The organism is Pseudomonas sp. NPDC098747, from assembly GCF_044760045.1.
Lineage (GTDB): Bacteria > Pseudomonadota > Gammaproteobacteria > Pseudomonadales > Pseudomonadaceae > Aquipseudomonas.
Genome location: NZ_JBIWAL010000021.1, coordinates 59655 through 73957, shown reverse-complemented (window position 1 = coordinate 73957; position 14303 = coordinate 59655). Strand labels below are relative to the sequence as shown.

Below are 14303 nucleotides of genomic sequence, written 5' to 3'. Positions count from 1 at the left end.
TCCCCTCTCCCTCCGGGAGAGGGTTAGGGTGAGGGCGCTCTTCGTTCCAGCGCAAAAATCCCGACCGAACATCCCTTCAGGATAAAGGTCAACCAAGGGAGAACCACAGCGCAGGGACCATCACCGTGCACATCGCCGACATCACCATGTTCTACGCCCCGGCCAGCGGCGGCGTGCGTACTTATCTGGATGCCAAGCACCGTCGGCTGGGTATTAAATCCGGGATTCGCCACAGCTTGCTGATCCCCGGCGCAAAATTCGGCGAACACGATGGCGTTTACACGGTTCCCGCCCCCGCCCTGCCCTTCGGCAAGGGTTATCGTTTCCCGGTGCGTCTGGCACCTTGGCGAAATGTCCTGCAGGATTTACAGCCGGATCTGATCGAAGTCGGCGATCCGTACCTCACCGCGTGGGCCGCTCTGGATGCCCGGCGGCAACTGGATGTGCCAGTGATCGGCTTTTATCATTCCGACCTGCCGCTGTTGGTCAGTAACCGCATGGGCCAATGGGTCACGCCGAACATCGAAGCCTACGTCACCAAGCTCTATGGCAACTTTGACCGGGTGCTCGCGCCCAGTCAGGTCATGGCTGACAAGCTCATCACCCTCGGCGTGCGTAACGTCTTCGTGCAACCGCTGGGGGTCGATCTGCAAACGTTCAATCCTGACGCCCGTGATCCAGGGCTGCGCGCGGAACTGGGGATCGGCGAAGACACGCGTCTGCTGATCTTCGCCGGGCGTGGTTCGAAAGAGAAAAACCTGCCGATACTGCTCAAGTGCATGCAGCGACTCGGTCCGCGCTATCACTTGCTGCTGGTCGGCTCGTCGATGCCCGCCGTGGTGCCGGACAACGTCAGCGTCATCAATGAGTTCTGCCCGGCACCGACCGTTGCACGACTGATGGCCAGTGCCGACGCATTGCTGCATGCAGGTGATCAGGAAACCTTCGGCTTGGTGATTCTTGAGGCCATGGCCTGCGGCATTCCGGTCGTGGCGGTGGCGGCCGGGGCGTTTGAAGAAATCGTCAAAGAATCCTGCGGCTTGCTCTGCGCACCGAATAACCCGCAGGCGATGGCCAATGCCGTGCGCGAACTATTCAGTCGCGGCGTTACCAAACTCGGTGGTCAGGCGCGCCAACATGTCGAACGCCATTACGCGTGGGACGCGGTGGTCGACAGCTTGCTGACTCACTATCACGCGGTCCTCGGCCACACGATCCCACGGGTGGCCAATGCCTGATCTCAGCCACCGCCCCGCCGTACTGTTGGTGCTGCACGACGTGGCGCCATCAACCTGGGCGGATTACCAACCGTTTGTCGAGGCGGTCGACGCACTGGGCAACGTGCCGATGACCTGGCTGGTGGTGCCGGATTTTCATCGCCACGACCACCTCGACGCGCATGCGGATTTTCGTCGGCTGCTGAGCGCGCGCGTCGCCCGTGGCGATGAATTGGCCCTGCACGGTTTTTTCCATGATGACCAGGAACCTCGCCCGACTACACCGCGCGACTGGTTCATGCGCCGCGTCTATACCCATGAAGGCGAGTTCTATCGCTTGTCCCACGAGACCGCCCTCGCCCGCCTGCGCGCCGGCATTCAAATGTTCCAGCGCCACGACTGGCCGCTGCACGGTTTCGTCGCCCCAGCCTGGTTGATGAGCGAGGGCACGCGCCAGGCGCTGCGCGAATTGCCGCTGCGCTACACCAGTGATCCGCAGCATCTGTATCGTTTGCCGGACTTCACTTCGATCGACGCGCCGGGGCTGGTCTGGAGTGCCCGCAGCGCCTGGCGTCGTGGCCTGTCAAAAATCCTCAGCGAGCAACGTGAACAGCGCTGGCGCCAAGCGCCGGTGATTCGGCTAGGATTGCACCCCGTGGACATGCGCCACGGGTTCTCCCGCGAATATTGGCGCAATACCCTTGAACGGTTACTGACGGATGGACGAGTACCGATGACCAAAATGAACTGGCTCGCCCAACAGCGCGGTCAACTGGAACGCGCCGCATGAACCGCATCATTGTGTTGTTGATCGGCCTGCTTGCGGCGGTGCTGATTCCGCTGTTGCTCGGCGGCAGCGAAATCTGGGCGCGCCTGCAAAGCTTCCCGCTGCAATGGCTGCTGATCATGTTCGGCATGATTCTGCTGTGCTGGGGCATCAACACCCTGCGCCTGCGCTTGTTGCTCGGCGATCAACGTGACCGCGTCACGCCGCTGAAAAGCCTGGGCGTGGTCATGGCGGCCGAGTTCGCCTATTGCGCGACACCCGGCGGCAGCGGCGGGCCGCTGACGATCATGGCGTTGCTGGCCCGCTGCGGCGTGCGGCCGGCCCGTGGCAGTGCGGTGTTTGCCATGGATCAGCTCAACGATTTGCTGTTTTTTCTCTGCGCCCTGAGCGGGATTCTGATTTACGCGCTTTTTCAACACCTCAGCGACCGCATGGAATGGCTGCTGATTATCAGCGCGGTGTCGCTGTTCGGCGGATTGTGCAGTTGTGTGCTGCTGGCGCGCTACCACCGCCAACTGATTCGCCTGAGCGGTCGGTTGCTGGCCCGCATGAACGTGCGCGCCGACACCCGTCGCCGCTGGGCACGCAAGCTGCTGCATTTTCTCGCGGCGTTTATCGACACCTTGAAACTGCCATGGCAAACGTTGAGCAAAGTCTTCGCCCTGACCTGCGTGCATTGGTTGCTGCGCTACAGCGTGCTGTATCTGGCATTGCGTGGCCTGGGGGCGGACTTGCAATGGGCGTGGAGTTTTCTGGTGCAGATGCTTTCGCTGGGCGCCGGGCAGTTCAGTCTGTTGCCCGGAGGCGCAGGCGCTGCGGAGTTGACCTCGGCGGCGCTACTGGCGCCCATGGTTGGCAAATCGACAGCGGCGGCAGCCATTCTGATCTGGCGGGTGGTGACGTTTTATTTCTATCTGGTGGTGGGTGGGCCGGTGTTTGTGCTGATGCTTGGGCGACCGCTGTTGAGGAAGTTAATGAAAGTCAGGCGGGCTTCTTAGTCTCATCCTGTTCATCGATGAGTTGCTCCCATAACTCGGCCGCACCGGGAAACTCGGTGCCATCCTCCGGACTCATATCATCCGGGTCATAACGACTCAAACATCCTTCGCCCAAAGTAGCGGGGGCTTTGGAAGTGGCTTTGTCCAGTGGATCGCTCATCAGCTTTTCCTCGGATCAGAAACGGCAAAGGCACTTATATAAAAAAAGGGCCTGGACGATTGAACGCCCAGGCCCTTCCTTTTTCAAGCCTGTGTGAGTTCGATCAGAACACCACAGTCTTGTTGCCGTGCACCAGCACTCGATCTTCGAGGTGATAACGCAGACCGCGCGCCAGTACCATCTTCTCGACATCACGACCGAAACGCACCATGTCTTCGATGCTGTCGCTGTGGCTGACGCGCACAACGTCCTGCTCGATGATCGGCCCGGCGTCCAGCTCTTCGGTCACGTAATGGCAGGTCGCGCCGATCAGCTTCACGCCACGCATGGAGGCCTGGTGGTACGGCTTGGCGCCGACGAACGACGGCAGGAAGCTGTGGTGAATGTTGATGACCTTGTGCGCGTATTCACGGCACAACGCCGGCGGCAGGATTTGCATGTAGCGCGCCAGCACCACGACTTCGGCGTCGTGCTGTTTGACCAGGCGCGACACTTCGGCGAAGGCCGGCTCCTTGTCCTGCGGATTGACCGGGACATGGTAGTAAGGAATGCCATGCCACTCGACCATGCTGCGCAGGTCGTCGTGGTTGGAAATCACGCAGGCGATGTCGCAGTCCAGCTCATCGCTGTGCCAACGGTGCAGCAGGTCGGCCAGGCAATGGGATTCGCGGCTGGCCATCAACACCACGCGTTTTTTCTGTTCGGTATCGGTGATGCGCCAGTCCATCGAGAACTCTTCGGCGATTGGCGCAAACTTCTCGCGCAATACTTCAATACCGAACGGCAGCGAATCGGCACGAATCTCGTGACGCATGAAGAACCAACCAACCTGATTGTCCGAGTGGTGGCTCGCTTCGGTGATCCAGCCGTTGTGGGATGCCAGAAAATTACTGACTTTGGCAACGATGCCAACGCGGTCCGGGCAAGAAATCACCAGCCGAAAAGTGCGCATGAGGGGGTAACTCCAGAACTTCGCAAAGGCTGCCATTCTAGCGACTGCGCAGGAAAACTGCAGTATTGATGAGCGTAGGCACGCGTCCTGCGCCGGAGCACGGCTTTTTTGAAGGGGGTCACCGTCAACTTGACGGCAAGCCAATGGCCGCTTTTGTGCAGATCACTGTGAATATCTGTGATGACTGCATCACACTATTTAACTGAACATTCAATTTGCTGCTAATTCTTGTAACTCATTTAAATAAAAAACCCGGTTAAATGTTTACTTGATGAAACAGCCTGACTATTATTGCGCCACTGTACCCTGCCATCCAGCACTCTACTAAGGTAGTAATCATGTCCTTGATCAACGAATATCGCGCCACCGAAGAAGCTATCAAAGAGCTGCAAGCCCGTTTGAAGAACCTGTCGCAAGACGACAAACTGCAAACCGAGCTGGAATTCGAAGGCAAACTGCGCACCCTGATGGGCGAATACTCCAAATCCCTGCGTGACATCATCGCGCTGCTGGATCCGGAATCGAAAACCAAAGCACCACGCGGCGGCGCAGTAAAAACTACCGGCACCAAGCGTGCTCGCAAAGTTAAACAATACAAAAACCCGCACAACGGCGAAGTCATCGAAACCAAAGGTGGCAACCACAAAACTCTGAAAGAGTGGAAAGCCAAGTGGGGCGGTGACGTGGTTGAAGGCTGGGCTACCCTGCTGGGCTAAGCCGCAACGCCTTCGCAGAGCGATCCGCGAAAAAAGAAACGCCAGCGAATGCTGGCGTTTTTTTATGCCTGGAATTTGTTCCCGGCCATGTTCGATTTCAAAGATTCAAACGTTTGCGTAATGCCTGGACATAATTCTGCCATTCATTGAGCACCTCTCTCTGCACCGGTGTCGCACTAAGCAACCATTGCTCTGCGGCCTCTGTAAAAGATTTCAAGGTATTTGGCGCACCCCATTCAGGCTCGGACAAACGCTGCCGCAAAAATATTTGCCAGCGCTCCTGCTCTTCAGAATTCAACGTATCTGGAAAGTTGCGCGCTCGATATCGAAAGAGTAATTCAGGCAAACGTTCATCATCGAAAGGCCATTGCTCTTGCGCTAATTGAGCAGGATCGGCTGCTCGGACTTGCTCACATAGACGCCGGTCGCGGTCACCGATAAATCCGTCGTACAACTGTTGTTCCGGATCCTCGCTCGGGGTGAAATCTTCACTGGCATAAATCGCCGCAACTTTATCTTTCCAAACTTGCTGTGCGTCAGTTAGTCGCAGCGTTCGCTCCTGATAAAGCGCCATGTCCAGACCCAATCTTTGCTGATCCTGCGCACGCAACACCGACAACGGCGCTACCACCGGGCAACGGTTGATATGAATCAGCTTGAGCGGCACCGGCAACTCGCCTTCCAACAAATCGTCACGACGGGTGTACAGGCGCTGGCGCAGGGCTTGCGCATCCAGATCGAGCAAGCCCTGCGGATCAAGGTGCAAGTCGCAGACAATCAAGGCGTTGCGGTTTTTCGGGTGCCAGGCCAGCGGCAGCACCACGCCGACATAGCTGCGCGCCGCCGAGAAACGTCCGCTGATATGCACCATCGGCTGTAACAGGCGAATCTGATCCATGACTTTTTGCTTGCTGCGCAATTGGAACAGCCAGTCGTAAAGCTTTGGCTGCTTTTCGCGGATCAACCGCGCCAGCGCGATGGTCGCGCGCACGTCGGACAACGCTTCGTGGGCATGCCCGTGATCAATGTTGTTGGCGACCGTCAGGCGTTCAAGCTTGAGGGTGACGCGCCCCTCGTCATCAGTCGGCCAGACTAGCCCGTCCGGCCGCAAGGCATAGGCGGCACGCACCACGTCGATCAAGTCCCAGCGACTGTTGCCGCCCTGCCATTCACGGGCGTACGGGTCAAAGAAGTTGCGATACAAGCTGTAGCGCGTCATCTCGTCGTCGAAACGCAAGGTGTTGTAACCCGCGCCACAGGTTCCGGGAGCAGCCAGTTGCGCGTGAACACGGGTCATGAAATCGGCTTCGCTCAAACCCTTTTCGGCGAGCTGGCTTGGGCTAATACCGGTGATCGCGCACGCGGCCGGGTGCGGCAGGATGTCTTCGCTGGGCTGGCAATAGAGGTTGACCGGCTCGTCGATTTCGTTGAGCTCATGATCGGTGCGAATCCCGGCAACCTGCAGCGGCCGGTCGCAACGGGGATTGATGCCGGTGGTTTCGTAGTCGTACCAGAAGATGGAAGTCACGGGCGGTTCCTGAACTGAAGATCGGCGAAGTCTAGGCGCTCAACCGCGGTTGCGGCCAGCCTCGCGTCATTCAACCACCGGGTGACACACGATGTGCAATACATAGTTATGTCGTTTTCCCCCGAGAGGCTGCTAGCATCGGCCCCACTTGCACCCCGAACAGGCGAACATCAGGTAGCCCATGCTCGAGCCTACAGCACCGCCAAGGAAAGCATCGCTGGCCCCGCCGCTGGATACACGGCACCAGGTCGAAACGCCGGAGGGCATCGACTTGCCGTTGCGTCCGGCCGGGTTGATGGTGCGGGCCATCGCTTTCGCGATCGATCTGGGGATTCGTGGCTTGATCATGGGCGTGCTGTTCATCGTGCTGGCGTTGCTCGGCAGACTCGGCATGGGCCTTGGCTCGCTGCTGTTGTTTGCGATCAGCTGGTGGTACATGGTGCTGTTCGAAGTGCTGCGTCAGGGACGCTCGCCGGGTAAACAATGGATGGGGTTGCGGGTGGTGCACGACGACGGCACCCCCATCGGCTGGTCGGCCTCCTTGCTGCGCAACCTGCTGCGCTTTGTCGACCTGCTGCCGTTCGGCTACTTCCTCGGCGCCATCAGTTGCCTGCAACACCCGACCTTCAAGCGTTTGGGCGATATCGCCGCCGGTACGCTGGTGGTGTACAGCGAACGCCCGCTGACCCGCCCGCAATTACCCGTCGCCGAACCCCGCCGTGCGCCCGTGCCGCTCACCCTGAGCGAGCAACGTGCTGTGCTCGGTTTTGCTGAGCGCCAAGGTGAACTGTCACCCGCACGGGTCAATGAGCTAGCCGGTTTGCTGGCCCAGCCGCTGCGTATTTCCGCCCCCAAAGCCGTCGCCGAACTCAACGGGATCGCTCGCGGCTTGTTGGGCCCGACATGAAGCAAAGTCTTTTCGAAAGTCGCCACAAGGCCGAATGGGAGCGTTTTGCGCTGGCCCTTGAACGCCTCGAACGGGGCAAGGAAACCTCGCAAGTGGCGGGTTTTCCCAAGGCTTATCGGCGCCTTTGCCAACACCTGGCGCTGGCGCAGGAACGCGGCTACAGCAGTTTTCTCATCGACTCTCTGCAACAGCAGGTGCTGCGCGGTCATCAACAACTGTACCGGCATCGCAGTCTACTGGGCGCCAACCTGCTCGGCTTCATCCTCGCCGACTTCCCGCGCCTGGTGCGCAGCGAATGGCCCTTCGTGCTGGTCGCCGGCCTGCTGTTTTTTGGCAGCCTGATCGGTGTCGGGGTTCTGGTCTACATTTTCCCCGAGTTGGTTTACAACCTCATACCCGCCGATCAAGTGCGTGAAATGCAAGGCATGTATGACCCAGTGGCCGGTCACCTCGGGCGCCCGGCCGAGCGGGCCGCCAGCGAAGACTGGGTAATGTTCGGTTACTACGTGATGCACAACATCGGCATTGCCTTTCAGACGTTCGCCAGCGGATTGCTGATGGGCGTGGGCAGCGCGTTTTTCCTGCTCTACAACGGTCTGGTCATCGGCGCCGTGGCCGGGCACCTGAGCGAAATCGGTTTCGGCCAGACCTTCTGGTCATTCGTCATCGCCCATGGTGCTTTCGAACTGACGGCCATTGCCTTGGCCGGCGCCGCAGGTCTGAAGCTGGGTTGGGCATTGATCGCGCCGGGCCGTCTGACCCGCGCCGAAGCGTTGAAACGCGCCGCACGCAAGAGCGTGTTGCTGATCTGCGGGGTGATGCTGTTCTTGCTGATCGCGGCGTTCATCGAAGCGTACTGGTCGTCAAAAACCAGCGTCGCGCCGCTCACCAAATACCTGGCCGGCGCCGGTCTCTGGGTGTTGGTCGCCAGCTATTTGCTGTTCGCCGGAAGGACACGCTATGCGCCTGAGTGACGCCACGGTGGTGATCCGACCGCGTACAACATGGGAGGCCATGGACCTGGGCGTACTCATGAGCCAGCAACATCGGCGTCTGCTGATGACCAGTTGGGCGATCGTCACCCTGCCGCTGTTCGCCTTGCTCAGCGTGTTGCTGTGGGACTCGCCATCACTGGCGGTGTTTATCTTCTGGTGGCTGAAACCGGCCTACGAACGTCTGCCGCTGTACATCCTGTCCAAAGCCCTGTTCGGCGAAACCCCGACACTCAAACAAGCCCTGCGAGAGTGGCCGCGCCTGCTCAAGCCACAACTGCTGGCCAGCCTGACCTGGCGACGGCTGACCTTCAGCCGCAGTTTTCTGATGCCCGTGGTGCAACTCGAAGGTCTGGCCGGCGACGCTCGGCAACAACGTCTGCAGGTGCTGCTGCAACGCAACGCCGGCGCCGCGCAGTGGCTGACCATCATCGGCGTGCATCTGGAAACGGCACTGTGGATTGGTCTGTTGGTACTGTTCTATATGTTGTTGCCTCAGCAAATTGAAATCGACTGGGACTGGCAGTCGTTGATCCTCGCCGCGGATCACGACTGGCGCTGGCTGGAGCATCTGACCAATGCCTTTTATGCGCTAGTGCTGGTGGTGTGGGAGCCGATCTACGTGGCCTGCGGGTTCAGCCTTTATCTGAACCGGCGCACGCAACTGGAGGCCTGGGACATTGAACTGGTGTTCCGGCGCTTGCGCCAACGTTTGAACAGCAGCGTGCTCGGCGTGCTGCTGGCGGTGTGTCTGTTGCTGCCGAATGTGCAACCGGTGTGGGCGGTCGAGCCCATTGATGCACCGGACGCTCCACGTCTGTTGAATCAGCCACTGACCAGTCAGGTATCGCGCGACAGCATCAAGGCGCTGCTCGAACAGCCACCATTCAAAAACCCGGAATCCGTTACCCGCTATCGCTTTGGCGATGACCCGGCAACCACCGCCAAAGAAGAAAAACCCGGTGAAGCCCCGCAGTGGCTCAAAACTCTATTGGGCTGGCTGGACGGTCAGCACTTCAACGCCTTGGCGACGATCATCGAAGTGTTGCTGTGGGGCACGGTGATCACCGTGCTTGGCTGGCTGATCTGGCGTTATCGCGAGTTCCTGCAAGCGTTCGTCAGCCGCCGTCCGGCGCTGCCCCCTCGGGCAAAACGGCCAGCGTCACAGCAAGTCTTCGGTCTGGATCTGAACCGCGACACCTTGCCCGACGATATCGCCGCCCACGCCGAACAACTCTGGCAGAGTCAGCCACGCGCGGCCCTGAGCCTGCTCTATCGTGGCCTGCTCAGCCACTTGCTCCACGACTTTGATCTGACCCTGAAAGCCGCCGACACCGAAAATCAGGTACTGGCCCGAGTCGAACAACTCCAGCGTCCGGAACTGCTCGCTTTCAGCCGCACCCTGACCACCCATTGGCAGAACATGGCCTACGGGCATCGCGTACCGGCGGTGCATCTGCAGCAGGAATTGTGCGATGGCTGGCGCGCGTTGTTCGGCCATGGAGTGTCCCGTTGAATCGGCGCACGCTGTGGTGGGTCGGCGCATTGATCGTCGCTCTGCTGAGTGCGCTGGGGGTTTTTCTCTTCTTTGCCGCCAAGCCTTATCAGGAACAAATCGATCACGGCCCCTCGCCCGCCGCACAGGCCAATCCCTATCTGGCGGCGGAAATGTTCTTGCGTGATCGCGACATCAACGTCAGCCATGCCGAAAGCCTGGCTGTGCTGCCGGATATCGAACCGCGCGGACACACCCTGCTGCTGCTCAACGATCGTTCGCGGATGACCCCGCGCCAGGTCGATCAAGTATTGAACTGGACGCGAGCTGGCGGACGGCTGGTATTCGTCGCGGAATCGTTGTGGGACGAACAGACAAAACAGAGCAACGACCTGCTGCTTGATCGAGTGCAACTGCATCAATCCCTGAGCAAGGATCTGAAGGATCCGCCCGCCGATCAAGAGAAAGACCCGTACCCGACATTGACCAAGTTGTATCTGGAGGACGAAGACGCGCCGGCCTACGCCGGGTTCGACACCGACTTCCACCTCGACGACCCGAAGAATATTGCGCAAGCCTGGGCCAACAGCGCCAAGGCCACACACATGATGCAACTGGCCTACAGCCTCGGTTCGATCACGGTGGTCACCGATGCCGAGCTGTGGAAAACCACGGCGATCGCCCAGTACGACAACGCGTGGTTGCTCTGGTATCTGAGTGCCGACACCGACGTCACACTGATCTACAACACCGAACACGATGGCTTGCTGACGCTGCTCTGGCGCTATTTTCCGCAAGCCATCGTCGCCCTGCTGGCGCTGATCGGTTTGTGGCTCTGGCAGGCCGGCGTGCGCCATGGCCCTCTTCAGGCGCCCGCCCCTAGTGGCCGTCGGCAGTTGCAAGAACACTTGCGAGCCAGCGCCGATTTCATGCTTCGGCATAACGGTCAGCAGGCGCTGTTACAGGCCCTGCAACAAGACGTGTTGCGCCGTGCCCGGCGCCGACATCCCGGTTTCGATCAATTGAACGTTGCCGAACAATGGCTGGCGTTGTCGCGCCTGACGCGACAACCCACCCGCGCCATCAGCCAGGCCTTGAGCCCGGTGCCGAACCGGCGGATGTCCAGCGCCGACTTCTGTCGCCAGGTCGCCCACCTGCAAACCTTGAGGAACACGCTATGACTGAACAGATCGAGCCCGGCAGCGCCAGCCACGCCGCCCAGCAACGCCAGCGCGCCAGTCAACTGGCCCAAGCGGTGCGCAGCGAATTGCGCAAAGCGGTAATCGGTCAGGACGCAGTGATCGACGACGTACTGACGGCGCTGATCGCTGGCGGGCACGTGCTGCTTGAAGGCGTTCCCGGACTGGGCAAGACCTTGCTGGTGCGGGCCTTGGCGCGTTGCTTCGGTGGTGAATTCGCGCGCATTCAATTCACTCCCGACCTGATGCCCAGCGACGTCACCGGCCACGCCGTGTACGACCTGCACACCGAACAGTTCAAGCTGCGCAAAGGCCCGTTGTTCACCAACCTGCTGCTGGCCGATGAGATCAACCGCGCCCCGGCGAAAACCCAGGCAGCGCTGCTCGAAGCAATGCAGGAACGCCAGGTCACACTTGAGGGACGCGCCCTGCCGATCGCTCAGCCATTCATGGTGCTGGCCACGCAGAACCCGATCGAACAGGAAGGCACTTATCCACTGCCGGAAGCTGAACTCGACCGCTTCATGCTCAAGGTGCGCATGGACTACCCGGACGTGGATCAGGAATTGAACATGGTGCGTCAGGTCAGTCGCTCGACCCGCGCCGACATGCTCGATGTGCAGCCGTTGCGCACGGTGCTGCAAGCCAAGGACGTGCAGGCCTTGCAGCGCATCGCCAGCGATTTGCCGCTGGACGATCAGGTGCTCGATTACGCCGTGCGCCTGGCGCTTAGCACCCGCACCTGGCCGGGGCTGACCCTCGGTGCCGGGCCACGCGCCTCGATTGCACTGGTGCGTTGCGCCCGCGCCCGAGCCTTGTTACGCGGCGGTGAGTTCGTGATCCCGGATGACATCAAGGGCTGCGCGCTGGCGGTGTTGCGCCATCGTGTGCGCATTGCCCCGGAGCTTGACATAGAAGGCCTGCAAGTCGATCAGGTGCTCCAGCAACTGCTCGACCAGATTCCGGCGCCGCGTTTGTGAAACCCTCAAAACTATTACTAAGCTGGGTCGCCGTACTGCTGGCCATCGGCATCGTGCTCGGCACGTTGCAGGCACTGCAAATCGAGCTCCCGGCCAGTCTGCTGTCGATCAACTGGGGATTGCTGCTGGCACTGTTGGCATTGGCGACGCTCGACGCGGTGCGCCTCAAGCGTTTGCCCACCGTGCGGATCACGCGACTGATGCCCGGCAGCCTCGCGCTCGGGCGCTGGGGTGCGGTGCAGCTCAAGGTTGAGCATGATTTTGCCGAGCCATTGAACATTCAGATTTTCGACCACGTGCCCGATGGCCTGAGTTTCGAAAACCTGCCGCTGAACGTCGAGTTGCAACCTGCTCAGCACAGCCAGATCAGCTATCGCCTGCGACCGCTCAAGCGCGGGCATTTCAGCTTCGAGCAGTGCGAAATCAGTCTGCCGAGTCCACTGGGTTTATGGTCGGGCAAACGCCTGCTCAGCGTTATCGACAACACCCGTGTCTACCCGGACTTCGCGCGTCTCTACGGCGGCCAGCTACTGGCGGTGGACAACTGGCTCAGCCAGCTCGGCGTACGCCAACGGCAACGTCGCGGCCAGGGTCTGGAGTTTCACCAGTTGCGTGAATTTCGAGAAGGCGACAGCCTGCGCCAGATCGATTGGAAAGCCACGGCCCGCCAACGCGCACCGATTGCCCGCGAATATCAGGATGAACGCGATCAGCAGATCATCTTCATGCTCGACTGTGGTCGACGCATGCGCAGTCAGGACGATGAGCTGTCGCACTTCGATCACGCGCTCAATGCCTGCCTGCTGCTCAGTTATGTGGCCCTGCGCCAAGGTGATGCGGTGGGTTTGAGTACTTTCGCGGGTGACCAACCGCGCTACGTTGCGCCGGCGAAAGGCAACGGCCAACTGAACGTACTGCTCAACGCGGTTTATGACCTCGACAGCAGCCAACGCCCGGCCGATTACCAGGCCGCCATCAACCAATTATTGGTCCGACAAAAACGCCGTGCGCTGGTAGTCCTGATCACCAACCTGCGTGATGAAGACGATGAAGAACTGCTGAAAGCAGTCAAGCGCTTGGGCAAGCAACATCGAGTGCTGGTGGCGAGCCTGCGCGAGGACACACTCGACACGTTGCGTCAGTCGCCAGTGCAAACATTACCCGAGGCATTAGCCTATTGCGGGACAGTGAATTATTTGAACGAACGGGCGGAACTGCATGAGCGGTTGAATGCTCATGACATCCAGTTTTTGGATTCGCGCCCCTTTGAACTAGGCGTTGGATTGGTGACACGGTATCTGGCATTAAAGAAGGCGGGGGATTTATAGGTGGTGAGTAAAACACCCTCTCTCATTGAAAAGGTGTTTATTGCATAGCGACCCACAAGCCGTATCAAACGATCGTTCCGTCGTATCGGTTGCGAATTTCCAGCCGCCCCCTCCTTGTGAAGCAATATCCGTAGCGGCCTCACCCAATGAATTGGTGTGCTTGTAAGTCTGGCTGGAACCGGCTTTATTGACCGGAACACCCTCTGCCAACTTTCCCGAAAAAACAGATGTCGCCTGAATGTGACGCTTGTTCCAATTCATGTCTGGCCAGCTGAACTCTGGCGTTGTCCAACGCTTGACCCACACAAGGTTATGGGCCAATGACATAGCTAAGAGCGAAGACGTTACCCCCCATTCCACTAACGTTATCTGCAAGGAAAAATCCCCTCGTTGGGTACTGTTGAGACAGTCCAGCTCCCATGTTTTCCCTTCCAGCGTGAGCAGTTCCTCTCTCCCCAGATCAGGTGCAATCTTGACACCTGAATTCTCGCCAGGTGCCTTTTCCCACTGCAGTTTTATCGGCTTGTTCAGCAAATGGCTGAAGGGTTTGGGTCGAACGGTCAACCTGTGCTTTGCACCAAGACATGGAAAAGCGTTGCCTGCGAACGCAACATCAAACTCGTCAAACTTAACGTCCAGTTCCTGCGCCAGATTCCACACCGTCCCCAGCACTGGTGGTGACCTCGGTAGGCCGGCAACGCGTGGAAGACCGAATTGCAATACAAACGCATTGCTGGGTGCGTTTTGCGCCGTGATAGTCCAACTTACAGACGTGGTTCCTATCGGCATTTCAATCAACTGCTCTAAAGGCGGGTCAAAAATCAGTCCAAGCCCATCTTCACCAGCCAGGTAATACAAACCAATACGGCTTTCAGGCTGGCCAATCAAATAACTGTATTCATAGTCCAGGGTCAACGTGCAGACGTCGCCTACTGACAAATTTAACGCCACGTCAGGCCACCTCACCCGCCGGCCATCTACGTAGGGCGTGAACTCTCGATGCCAGAGATCTGAGCTGGGTATAATTTCTTCGTTCATGCTTAT

General features: G+C 59.3%; 14 protein-coding genes. 10 read left to right on the top strand and 4 right to left on the bottom strand.

What is annotated here, in order from left to right; genetic code table 11:
* The first annotated feature begins 125 nt into the window (after window positions 1–125).
* The 3 genes from ACIQVE_RS15150 to ACIQVE_RS15140 are packed head-to-tail and all read left to right on the top strand — an operon-like array spanning window position 126 to window position 3002.
* A complete protein-coding gene (locus tag ACIQVE_RS15150; protein WP_402809630.1) occupies window positions 126–1238 on the top strand; it encodes a glycosyltransferase family 4 protein in 1113 nt (370 codons plus the stop codon).
* A complete protein-coding gene (locus ACIQVE_RS15145; RefSeq protein WP_402809628.1) occupies window positions 1231–2007 on the top strand; it encodes a DUF2334 domain-containing protein in 777 nt (258 codons plus the stop codon). The genes ACIQVE_RS15150 and ACIQVE_RS15145 overlap by 8 nt, the downstream gene beginning before the upstream one ends.
* A complete protein-coding gene (locus tag ACIQVE_RS15140) occupies window positions 2004–3002 on the top strand; it encodes a lysylphosphatidylglycerol synthase transmembrane domain-containing protein (RefSeq protein ID WP_402809625.1) in 999 nt (332 codons plus the stop codon). Before ACIQVE_RS15145 ends, ACIQVE_RS15140 begins: the two co-directional genes overlap by 4 nt.
* On the opposite strand, the gene ACIQVE_RS15135 is transcribed toward ACIQVE_RS15140, so the two are convergent.
* Window positions 2986–3162 (bottom strand): hypothetical protein, encoded by a 177-nt coding sequence (locus ACIQVE_RS15135; protein ID WP_402809623.1) that lies wholly within the window; start codon window positions 3160–3162, stop codon window positions 2986–2988. The genes ACIQVE_RS15140 and ACIQVE_RS15135 overlap by 17 nt on opposite strands.
* 103 nt (window positions 3163–3265) lie before the next feature.
* Window positions 3266–4114: a formyltetrahydrofolate deformylase gene (purU, locus tag ACIQVE_RS15130; protein WP_402809621.1), complete on the bottom strand. Its 849-nt coding sequence runs from the start codon at window positions 4112–4114 to the stop codon at window positions 3266–3268.
* A gap of 338 nt (window positions 4115–4452) precedes the next feature.
* On the opposite strand from purU, the gene mvaT reads away from it, so the two are divergent.
* Entirely contained in the window at window positions 4453–4830 is a 378-nt protein-coding gene (mvaT, locus tag ACIQVE_RS15125; RefSeq protein ID WP_007933316.1) for a histone-like nucleoid-structuring protein MvaT, read from the top strand.
* Between the two features lie 97 nt (window positions 4831–4927).
* Here the strand turns inward: mvaT and sbcB are convergent, their stop codons facing one another.
* Window positions 4928–6358 (bottom strand): exodeoxyribonuclease I, encoded by a 1431-nt coding sequence (sbcB, locus tag ACIQVE_RS15120; protein ID WP_402809619.1) that lies wholly within the window; start codon window positions 6356–6358, stop codon window positions 4928–4930.
* A gap of 181 nt (window positions 6359–6539) precedes the next feature.
* Between sbcB and ACIQVE_RS15115 the strand changes: the two genes are divergently transcribed.
* The 6 genes from ACIQVE_RS15115 to ACIQVE_RS15090 are packed head-to-tail and all read left to right on the top strand — an operon-like array spanning window position 6540 to window position 13259.
* A complete protein-coding gene (locus ACIQVE_RS15115; RefSeq protein ID WP_402809616.1) occupies window positions 6540–7265 on the top strand; it encodes an RDD family protein in 726 nt (241 codons plus the stop codon).
* Window positions 7262–8239 (top strand): stage II sporulation protein M, encoded by a 978-nt coding sequence (locus tag ACIQVE_RS15110; RefSeq protein ID WP_402809615.1) that lies wholly within the window; start codon window positions 7262–7264, stop codon window positions 8237–8239. The genes ACIQVE_RS15115 and ACIQVE_RS15110 overlap by 4 nt, the downstream gene beginning before the upstream one ends.
* Window positions 8226–9773, top strand: coding sequence for a DUF4129 domain-containing protein (locus ACIQVE_RS15105; RefSeq protein WP_402809612.1), 1548 nt, complete (start codon window positions 8226–8228; stop codon window positions 9771–9773). The genes ACIQVE_RS15110 and ACIQVE_RS15105 overlap by 14 nt, the downstream gene beginning before the upstream one ends.
* Window positions 9770–10933, top strand: a complete 1164-nt coding sequence (locus ACIQVE_RS15100) for a DUF4350 domain-containing protein (RefSeq protein ID WP_402809609.1) — start codon at window positions 9770–9772, stop codon at window positions 10931–10933. Before ACIQVE_RS15105 ends, ACIQVE_RS15100 begins: the two co-directional genes overlap by 4 nt.
* Entirely contained in the window at window positions 10930–11931 is a 1002-nt protein-coding gene (locus ACIQVE_RS15095; RefSeq protein ID WP_402809606.1) for an AAA family ATPase, read from the top strand. Before ACIQVE_RS15100 ends, ACIQVE_RS15095 begins: the two co-directional genes overlap by 4 nt.
* Window positions 11928–13259, top strand: a complete 1332-nt coding sequence (locus ACIQVE_RS15090) for a DUF58 domain-containing protein (RefSeq protein WP_402809603.1) — start codon at window positions 11928–11930, stop codon at window positions 13257–13259. Before ACIQVE_RS15095 ends, ACIQVE_RS15090 begins: the two co-directional genes overlap by 4 nt.
* On the opposite strand, the gene ACIQVE_RS15085 is transcribed toward ACIQVE_RS15090, so the two are convergent.
* The gene (locus tag ACIQVE_RS15085) at window positions 13254–14297 is read right to left on the bottom strand and encodes a hypothetical protein (protein WP_402809601.1); all 1044 of its coding nucleotides are present in this window, start codon (window positions 14295–14297) and stop codon (window positions 13254–13256) included. The two genes, ACIQVE_RS15090 and ACIQVE_RS15085, sit on opposite strands and share 6 nt — an antisense overlap.
* Between the last annotated feature and the right edge of the window lie 6 nt (window positions 14298–14303).

Bases quoted from the DNA above. Each gene is read 5' to 3' on its own strand.
- ACIQVE_RS15145 (WP_402809628.1), top strand. From the start codon at position 1,231: ATGCCTGATCTCAGCCACCGCCCCGCCGTACTGTTGGTGCTGCACGAC.
- ACIQVE_RS15140 (WP_402809625.1), top strand. From the start codon at position 2,004: ATGAACCGCATCATTGTGTTGTTGATCGGCCTGCTTGCGGCGGTGCTG.
- ACIQVE_RS15135 (WP_402809623.1), bottom strand. From the start codon at position 3,162: ATGAGCGATCCACTGGACAAAGCCACTTCCAAAGCCCCCGCTACTTTG.
- purU (WP_402809621.1), bottom strand. From the start codon at position 4,114: ATGCGCACTTTTCGGCTGGTGATTTCTTGCCCGGACCGCGTTGGCATC.
- mvaT (WP_007933316.1), top strand. From the start codon at position 4,453: ATGTCCTTGATCAACGAATATCGCGCCACCGAAGAAGCTATCAAAGAG.
- ACIQVE_RS15115 (WP_402809616.1), top strand. From the start codon at position 6,540: ATGCTCGAGCCTACAGCACCGCCAAGGAAAGCATCGCTGGCCCCGCCG.
- ACIQVE_RS15110 (WP_402809615.1), top strand. From the start codon at position 7,262: ATGAAGCAAAGTCTTTTCGAAAGTCGCCACAAGGCCGAATGGGAGCGT.
- ACIQVE_RS15105 (WP_402809612.1), top strand. From the start codon at position 8,226: ATGCGCCTGAGTGACGCCACGGTGGTGATCCGACCGCGTACAACATGG.
- ACIQVE_RS15095 (WP_402809606.1), top strand. From the start codon at position 10,930: ATGACTGAACAGATCGAGCCCGGCAGCGCCAGCCACGCCGCCCAGCAA.
- ACIQVE_RS15085 (WP_402809601.1), bottom strand. From the start codon at position 14,297: ATGAACGAAGAAATTATACCCAGCTCAGATCTCTGGCATCGAGAGTTC.